The sequence below is a fragment of the Sphingomonas sp. genome (genome assembly GCF_048594985.1).
GTDB lineage: Bacteria > Pseudomonadota > Alphaproteobacteria > Sphingomonadales > Sphingomonadaceae > Sphingomonas_I.
This window is the reverse complement of sequence record NZ_JBMDXG010000317.1, coordinates 1-8359: the sequence shown is the minus strand read 5'-3', so window position 1 is coordinate 8359 and position 8359 is coordinate 1. Positions and strand designations below refer to the sequence as shown.

The 8359-nt window shown below is 68.7% G+C and carries 5 protein-coding genes; 4 read left to right on the top strand and 1 reads right to left on the bottom strand.

Annotation, left to right across the window (positions count from 1 at the left end; all coding sequences use genetic code 11):
• On the bottom strand, window positions 1-2611 hold a 2611-nt coding region (locus ACOJSF_RS13025; RefSeq protein ID WP_420142628.1), incomplete at its 3' end, for a DEAD/DEAH box helicase.
• A 454-nt stretch (window positions 2612-3065) separates the two neighbouring features.
• Here ACOJSF_RS13025 and katG point away from each other — a divergent pair.
• From katG to ACOJSF_RS13005, 4 genes are all read left to right on the top strand, one after another.
• Window positions 3066-5303, top strand: coding sequence for a catalase/peroxidase HPI (gene katG, locus ACOJSF_RS13020; RefSeq protein WP_420142627.1), 2238 nt, complete (start codon window positions 3066-3068; stop codon window positions 5301-5303).
• 143 nt (window positions 5304-5446) lie between these two features.
• Window positions 5447-6079 (top strand): aldehyde dehydrogenase iron-sulfur subunit PaoA, encoded by a 633-nt coding sequence (gene paoA / locus ACOJSF_RS13015; protein ID WP_420142626.1) that lies wholly within the window; start codon window positions 5447-5449, stop codon window positions 6077-6079.
• Window positions 6076-7023 (top strand): FAD binding domain-containing protein, encoded by a 948-nt coding sequence (locus ACOJSF_RS13010; RefSeq protein WP_420142625.1) that lies wholly within the window; start codon window positions 6076-6078, stop codon window positions 7021-7023. The genes paoA and ACOJSF_RS13010 overlap by 4 nt, the downstream gene beginning before the upstream one ends.
• Window positions 7020-8359: molybdopterin cofactor-binding domain-containing protein (locus ACOJSF_RS13005; RefSeq protein ID WP_420142624.1), on the top strand; the 1340-nt coding region annotated here is incomplete at its 3' end. The genes ACOJSF_RS13010 and ACOJSF_RS13005, both read left to right, overlap by 4 nt.

Genomic DNA, 8359 nt, shown 5'->3' with positions numbered 1-8359 from the left:
CCGCGCCCAGCCTGTCCAGCGACTCCAGCGTGCGCAGCCGCTTCTTGGTCGCCTCCGTCAGCGACTGCCCCGGCTCGGTCGTCAGCAGGATATGCCCGCGCCGGTTGCCGCGACCCACGCGCCCACGCAACTGGTGCAACTGCCCAAGCCCAAAGCGATCCGCACGCCACACGATCATCGTGTTCGCGCGCGGCACGTCGAGCCCCGCCTCGATGATGTTCGTCGCCAGCAGGACGTCGCCCTCGCCCCGGCCGAAGCGGACCATCGCCTCGTCGATGTCGAGCGCGGGCATCTTGCCATGCGCCTGCAGCAGTTCGAGCTCGGGCACGATCCGCGCGAGCTGCGCGGCGAGCGGCTCCATGTCCTCGATGCGGGGCACGACCACGAAGCTCTGGCCACGCCGGCTCTTCTCGCGAAGGAGCGCGGTCCGCACCGTTTCGGGATGAAAGGGGCCGACGGATGTTCGGATCGGCCGCCGTCGCGCCGGCGGGGTGGCGATGATAGACAGCTGTTGAAGGCCGACCAGTGCCGTCTGCAAGGTGCGCGGGATCGGCGTGGCCGACAGGGTCAATACGTGCCCCGCGCCCAGATCGCGCATCCGCGCCTTGTCGGCCGTGCCGAAGCGCTGTTCCTCGTCGATCACGACCAGGGCGAGGTTCTTGTAGGCGACCCCCTTGGCCGCGACGGCGGCGGTTCCGATGACGACCTGGACGCTCCCATCGGCCAGCCCGGCCTTGACCCGCTTCTTTTCGGCGGCGGTGGACAGGCGGGAGAGGCCGGCGACCACGATGCCCGTCCCCTCGAACCGCTCGGTAAAGCTTTCGAGATGCTGGCGCGCGAGGACAGTGGTCGGCGCCGCGATCGCGACCTGATATCCCGCGAGCGCCGCCGTGGCGGCCGCCCGCAGCGCAACCTCGGTCTTGCCGTAGCCGACGTCGCCGACCACCAGCCGGTCCATCGGCTTGCCCGAGGCGAGGTCGGCGCGAACGGCGGCAATCGCCCGGGCCTGGTCGGGGGTCTCGCTGAAGGGGAAGCCCGCCGCGAACCGCTCATAGGCGGCCCCGTCGGGATCGAGCACCGGCGCGCTGCGGCGGGCCCTTTCGGCGGCGAGTTCGGTCAGGCCGCGCGCGCTTTCGGCGATCGCGGCGTCGATCGTGACGCGGCGCTTCTCCCACGTGCCGCCATCCAGCTTGTCGAGCGTGACGGCATCCTCCTCCGCGCCGTAGCGCCAGATCCGGTCCGCCTCGTCCACCGGGACCAGCCGGACGCCGCCCGCGGCGTAGGTCAGCTTGATTGCGTCGCCGGGATCGGCGCCGTCGACGGCCGGCATCCGATCGAGCCCGGCGACCGTCGCGATGCCGTGATCCTCGTGCACGACGACGTCGCCGACGCGGATCTCGGCAAAGCCGAACAGGGTGGTGTCCGTGCTCGATGCGGCGGCATCGGCGCGCTCGGCCCGGCTGCCGATCAGATCGGCGGCGGCGACCGCGAGCACGCCGTCGTTCCGGAAGCCGCGCTCCACCGGCATCGCCAGCGCGACGACCGAGCCCGCCTCGGCATCGCGCGCTTCGGACCAGGAGGCGACGCGCGTGACCGCACGCTTCAGCGCCTTGGCGATGCGCGGGGTGAGGAAGCGCAGATCCCGTTCGCTGCCCAGCAATGCGACGCGCGCGCCCGCCTCGATCGCCGCCATGGCCACCTTGGCGAAGGCCTGGATCGGGCGTTTCGCTTCCACGAAGCGGGGCGGCGGATCGTCCGATCCGGTCATGTCAAGCAGCTCGCGTCCGGCGACCGCCTTGGCCCAGATCGCCTCGTCCGCAATGTCGGCAACCGCCCGCTTCGGCCGCCGGCGCGCGGCATCACGTGCCAGCGCAAGGAAGCGCGTGCGCCGCTCGTCCGCGCCGCGCGCAAGGATGACCGGAGCGTCGGGCAGATGGTCCAGGATCGTGACGCCCGACGCGCCGAGTGGCGGTTCGGCCACGCGGCCGAGCTCGCGCCGCTCGCATTCGCCGGTCGTGCGCTGGTCGGCCGGATCGTAGATGCGGATCGAGGCGACTATGCCGTCCACCACCTCGATGCGCAGCGGCGCATCGGCATCGGCGGGGTAGACGTCGAGCACCTGACCACGCAGCGCCACCTCGCCCGGCTCGTCGACCCGCTCGTCGGCGACATAGCCGATCCCGCCAAGTTGTTCGAACAGGTCGGACAGAACGATCCGCTTGCCGACCGCGACCTGCGGAAGGGCGGTGTCGAAGGCGGCGGGCGGGGCGTAGAGCCGCCCCAGCGCCTCGCCCGTGGTCAGACAGGCGATCGGGGCGTGCGTCTTCGCGGACAGGGCGAGGCGCATCGCCCGCAGGGCCGAGACGCGGCGGCCGACATTGGCGGGGGAGGCCGGGGCATCGTCGCCGGGAAGCGCGTCGCTGCTGGGGCAGAACAGGACGAGCGCCTCGGGCGCGGCCGCCGCCAGCGCGAGGCTCGTCGCGATGGCCGTGGCCTCGTCCCTGGCGGCGAACAGCACATTGCCCTGCTCCAGCGCGGCCGACAGCCGCGCGGCGACCTCGCCGACCGAAGGCGCGCTGGACGATGAAGCCTTCTCCGCGACTGCGGCCATGAACCTGCCCCCTTTTGCGAGGCGAGCGGCCGCCACGGTGTCGAGGCTGTTCGAACGACCGGCGGTGCGCCGCGTTCCGGGATATTCCGGGTACGATTAAGTGCGCGACATCCTTGAACCTTTTGTGGGCGCCACCATATCGGCGGTCCTGTGCAACAACGGAAAGGAGGTGGTCGAATGTCTCATTGTCTCATGCCGCTGAAGGCGAAGAATGTGGACGCGACCGGCCTCGCGGCGGGCCTGCGCTTCTGACGTTTCGGCCTTTGGTGGCTGACAATGGAAAGGCCGCTCCGGAAACGGGGCGGCCTTTTGTATTCGGGACCCCGGTTTGCCGACTCCGCTCGTTTTCAGGGCCGGCAATCGCTTCTTTGATCGATGCTGACCGAGATAATCGATTACCCGTTGGTGCATGCGAAGCGTAGGCTCCCCGTAATTGGCAGCACGGAGAGCAATCATGGATGCGAAAACGGGGCAGATGGGCGGATGCCCGGTCGAACGGCCCACGACAGTGCGTTCGCTGGTGGGGCGCACCAATCGCGACTGGTGGCCCGACGCGCTGCCGCTCGAGGTGCTGAATCAGGGCGGGACGTCGCCCGATCCGATGGGCCACGAATTCGACTATGCCGAGGCGTTCGAGCAACTCGACTATCAGGCGCTGAAGGCGGACCTCAAGGCGCTGATGACCGACAGCCAGCCCTGGTGGCCGGCCGACTATGGCAATTACGGCGGCCTGTTCATCCGCATGGCGTGGCACGCGGCGGGCACCTACCGCACCGCGGACGGGCGCGGCGGCGCCAATAGCGGGCAGCAGCGTTTCGCCCCGCTCAATTCCTGGCCCGACAACGGCAATCTCGACAAGGCGCGCCGCCTGCTGTGGCCGATCAAGCAGAAGTACGGCAAGCATATCAGCTGGGCCGACCTGTTCATCCTGACCGGCAACGTCGCGATCGAGAATATGGGCGGGCCGGTCTTCGGCTTCGGCGGCGGGCGTCGTGACGTGTTCGAGCCCGAGAAGGACATTTACTGGGGATCGGAAGAGCAGTTCGTCGGCCATCCCGACAACAAGACCCGCATCCTGCCCGAGGAGGAGCTGGAGCTGGAGCAGCCGCTCGCCGCGATCCAGATGGGCCTCATCTACGTCAATCCGGAAGGCCCGGGCGGCGTGCCCGACGCGCTCCAGTCCGCGCGCGACATCAAGGCGACGTTCGAACGCATGGCGATGAACCATGAGGAGACGGTCGCGCTGACGGCGGGCGGGCATACGTTCGGCAAGGCGCACGGCGCCGGCGACCCGAGCCTGATCGGCGAATCGCCCGAGGGCGCGGACATCGCGCTCCAGGGGCTGGGCTGGGCCAGCGCGCATGAGAGCGGGTTCGGCGAGCATACGATCACCAGCGGGATCGAGGGCGCGTGGGTCAACACGCCGACGGAATGGTCGGAGAATTATTTCCGCCTGCTGCTCGACTATGACTACGAGCTCGTCCGCAGCCCGGCGGGCGCCAAGCAGTGGCAGCCGATCGACCAGAGGGAAGAGGACATGGCGCCTGCGGCCCATGATCCGAACAAGCGCGTCCCGACGATGATGACGACCGCCGACATGGCGCTGAAGGTCGATCCCGAATTCCGCGTGATCTCGGAGAAGTTTCGCCGCGACCATGAGGCGTTCAAGGACGCCTTCGCCCGCGCGTGGTTCAAGCTGACCCACCGCGACATGGGGCCGAAGGTCCGCTATCTCGGACCGGAAGTGCCCGAGGAAGACCTGATCTGGCAGGACCCGGTTCCCGCCGGCACCGAACCGTCGGATGCCGATGTCGCGGCCTTCAAGGCGGCGATCCTCGGTGCCGGCTTTTCGATCGGCCAGCTGGTCAAGACGGCCTGGGCCTCAGCCTCCACCTATCGCCGGTCGGACCATCGCGGCGGCGCCTCTGGCGCGCGCATCCGGCTGGAGCCGCAGCGCGGCTGGAAGGTGAACGAGCCGGAGGAGCTGGCGCAGGTGCTCGCCAAGATAGAGGAACTGCGCGGCAATCTGTCGGTCGCCGACGCGATCGTCCTTGCCGGCACGGCAGCGGTCGAAAAGGCGGCGAAGGATGCCGGCTTCGACGTCGAGGTGCCCTTTACCGGGGGTCGCGGCGACGCGGTGCAGCAATGGACCGACGCCGACAGCTTCGCGGTGATGGAGCCGGTCGCGGATGGTTTCCGCAACTACCTCAAGACCAAGCACAGCGTGAAGACCGAGGAGCTGCTGCTCGACCGCGCGTCGCTGCTCGGCCTGTCGGTGCCCGAGATGACGGTGCTCGTCGGCGGCCTGCGCGTGCTCGGCGCCAACTACAAGGACGCGCCGGAAGGGGTGTTCACCGACCGCAAGGGCCAGCTGACCAACGACTTCTTCGTCAATCTGCTCAACAACGACACCTTCTGGAAGGTGGTCGATACGAGCGCCGACGAGGAATTCATCGGCTATGATCGCGCCGGAAGCCACGAACGCTGGCGCGCCACGCGTACCGACCTGATCTTCGGCTCCAACAGCCAGCTCCGCGCCGTGGCCGAGGTCTATGCGGAAAAGGGCCACGAGGAGAAATTCGTGCGGGACTTCATCAGCGCCTGGACGAAGGTGATGAATGCCGACCGTTTCGACCTGCCGCAAAAGCCCGACAGCGTCGAGCCGATCGGCATCGCCGAACCGGCCGAATGATCGATCGCGGTGGTGCGGGCCTGCTCCGCGCCACCGCTTTCAGCCTCCGTTGCAATGCCCGGCCCTTCGGGTACCATCATCTCCTCGATCGGATGCCGCCATTGCGGCTTCCGATGCGTTCGCGCCAGGAAACGGAGTGACCGATGCAACCGGATCCCGAATTTGTCTGCTCCCGGCGGGGTGTTCTGATCGGCACTGCAACCACTGCGATGCTCGCCCATTCAACCCCGACGGACGCCCGGGCGGCGGCGAAAGCGGAGGTGGCGGCGATGGATATATCCCTGGAGGTGAATGGCGAGCGGCATGCGCTGACGCTGGACCCGCGCACCACGCTGCTCGACGCGTTGCGCGAACATCTGCACCTGACCGGGACCAAGAAGGGCTGCGATCATGGGCAGTGCGGCGCCTGCACCGTGATCGTCGACGGCCGCCGCATCAATTCCTGCCTGACGCTGGCGGTGATGCACGAGGGCGACAAGGTCACCACGATCGAGGGGCTTGGAACCCCGGACAAGCTGCACCCGATGCAGAACGCCTTCATCGTCCATGACGGCTATCAGTGCGGCTATTGCACGCCCGGCCAGATCTGTTCGGCGGTGGCCGTGCTGGACGAGATCAAGGCGGGCATTCCCAGCCATGTCAGCGCCAGCCTGACCGATGCGCCCCGCGCGACCAACGCCGAGATGCGCGAGCGGATGAGCGGCAATATCTGCCGCTGCGGAGCCTATTCGAATATCTTGGAGGCGATGGCCGACGTGGCGGGGGAAAAGGGATGAAGCCGTTCACCTATCAGCGCGCTGGGTCCATTCAGGAAGCCGCCGCCGCGACGCAGCGGCCGGGCGCCAAGTTCATCGCGGGCGGGACCAACCTGCTCGACCTGATGAAGCTGCAGATCGAGGCGCCGGCCCACCTGATCGACGTGAACGGCCTCGGGCTCGACCGGATCGAGAAGACCGAAAGCGGGGGCCTGCGGATCGGGGCGCTGGTGCGCAACACCGATCTCGCCGCCGATCGCCGCGTCCGGCGCGATTATGGCGTGCTCAGCCGCGCCCTGCTCGCGGGCGCATCGGGGCAGCTGCGCAACAAGGCGACGACGGCGGGCCATCTGCTGCAGCGGACCCGCTGCCCTTATTTCTACGACACCAACCAGGCGTGCAACAAGCGCCAGCCGGGGTCCGGCTGCGCGGCGATCGGCGGTTATGCGCGGCAGCTTGGCGTGCTGGGGGTGAGCGACCATTGCATCGCCACGCATCCGAGCGACATGGCGATCGCGATGCGCCTGCTCGACGCGACGGTCGAGACGGTCGATCCGGCGGGTGCCACGCGCGCGATCCCGATCGCCGACTTCCATCGGCTGCCGGGCACGACCCCGCATGTGGAAACGGCGCTGAAGCCCGGGGAACTGATCACCGCGGTCACGCTGCCACGGCCGGTGGAAGGCACGCACGTCTATCACAAGGTTCGTGATCGTGCGTCCTATGCCTTCGCGCTGATTTCGGTAGCGGCGATCATCAAACCCGACGGCACGGGCCGCGTCGCGGTGGGCGGGGTCGCGCCCAAGCCGTGGCGGGTCGAGGAGGCGGAGGCGGAACTGCCGCGCGGGGCGCAGGCGGTCTCGGCCAAGTTGCTGGCCGGCGCGCGCGCGACGCGTGACAATGCATTCAAGCTGCCCCTGGTCGAACGGACACTGGCGGGCATTCTGGCGGAGGTTCGCGCATGAAGTTCGACACGCCCGCCGGCACCAACCCGATCGACCGCCTCAAGGTCGTCGGCAAGCCGACCAACCGGATCGACGGCCCGCTCAAGACCACCGGACGCGCGCCTTATGCTTATGAGCGCCACGACGTCGCGGCGAACCCCGCTTACGGGTTCGTCGTCGGGTCGGCGATCGCCAAGGGGCGCATCGCCGCGATCGACCTGACCGCAGCGGAGGCCGCGCCCGGCGTGATCGCGATCGTCACGGCGGCGAATGCCGGGCCGCTGGGCAAGTCCAGCAGCCATACCGCGACGCAGCTCGCGGGCCCCGAAATCGAACATTACGACCAGGCGATCGCATTGGTCGTGGCCGAGACGTTCGAGCAGGCGCGTGCGGCCGCCCGCCTTGTCCGCGTCGATTATGATCGCGCGCGCGGCCGGTTCGATCTCGCCGCGCAACTGGCGAGCGCGCCGCTCAAGGCGGACGGCAATGATGGCCCCAACGCCAAGCCCGTGCAGCGGGTCGGCGATTTCGAAACGGCGTTCGCCGCCGCGCCGGTCCAGCTCGATGCCGTCTACACGACGCCCGACCAGAGCCATGCGATGATGGAGCCGCATGCGACCACGGCCGCCTGGGACGGCGACCAGCTGACGCTATGGACCTCCAACCAGATGATCGAGTGGGGCGTCCGCGACATCAGCCAGACGCTCAAGATCCCGAAGGAGAAGGTCCGCATCGTTTCGCCCTTCATCGGCGGCGGGTTCGGATCGAAATTGTGGGTGCGCAGCGACGCCATCCTCGCCGCGCTGGGCGCGCGTGCGGCGAAGCGGCCCGTCAAGGTGGCGCTGGCGCGGCCGCAGATCGCCAACAACACGACGCATCGCCCGGCGACGCACCAGCGCATCCGCCTCGGCGCCGACAAGAACGGCCGGCTGACCGCGATCGCGCACGAAAGCTGGTCGGGCGATCTGCCGGGCGGTGGGCCGGAAGGCGCGGTGGCGCAGACCAAGCTGCTCTATGCCGCGCCCAACCGCATGACTGCGCTGCGTCTGGCGGTGCTCGACCTGCCCGAGGGCAATGCGATGCGCGCGCCGGGCGAGGCGCCGGGCCTGATGGCGCTCGAAATCGCGATGGACGAGATGGCGGAGAAGCTGGGGATGGACCCGCTGGAATTCCGCGTGCGCAACGATACCCAGGTCGATCCGGAAGCGGCCAACCGCCCCTTCTCGCAGCGCCAGCTGATCCAGTGCATGCGGATCGGTGCGGAGAAGTTCGGCTGGGACAAGCGTGCGAAAGCGCCAGGCGCGATCCGCGAGGGTCGCTGGCTGATCGGCCTGGGCATGGCCGCGGCGTTCCGCAA

Bases quoted from the DNA above. Each gene is read 5' to 3' on its own strand.
- ACOJSF_RS13010 (WP_420142625.1), top strand. From the start codon at position 6,076: ATGAAGCCGTTCACCTATCAGCGCGCTGGGTCCATTCAGGAAGCCGCC.
- paoA (WP_420142626.1), top strand. From the start codon at position 5,447: ATGCAACCGGATCCCGAATTTGTCTGCTCCCGGCGGGGTGTTCTGATC.
- katG (WP_420142627.1), top strand. From the start codon at position 3,066: ATGGATGCGAAAACGGGGCAGATGGGCGGATGCCCGGTCGAACGGCCC.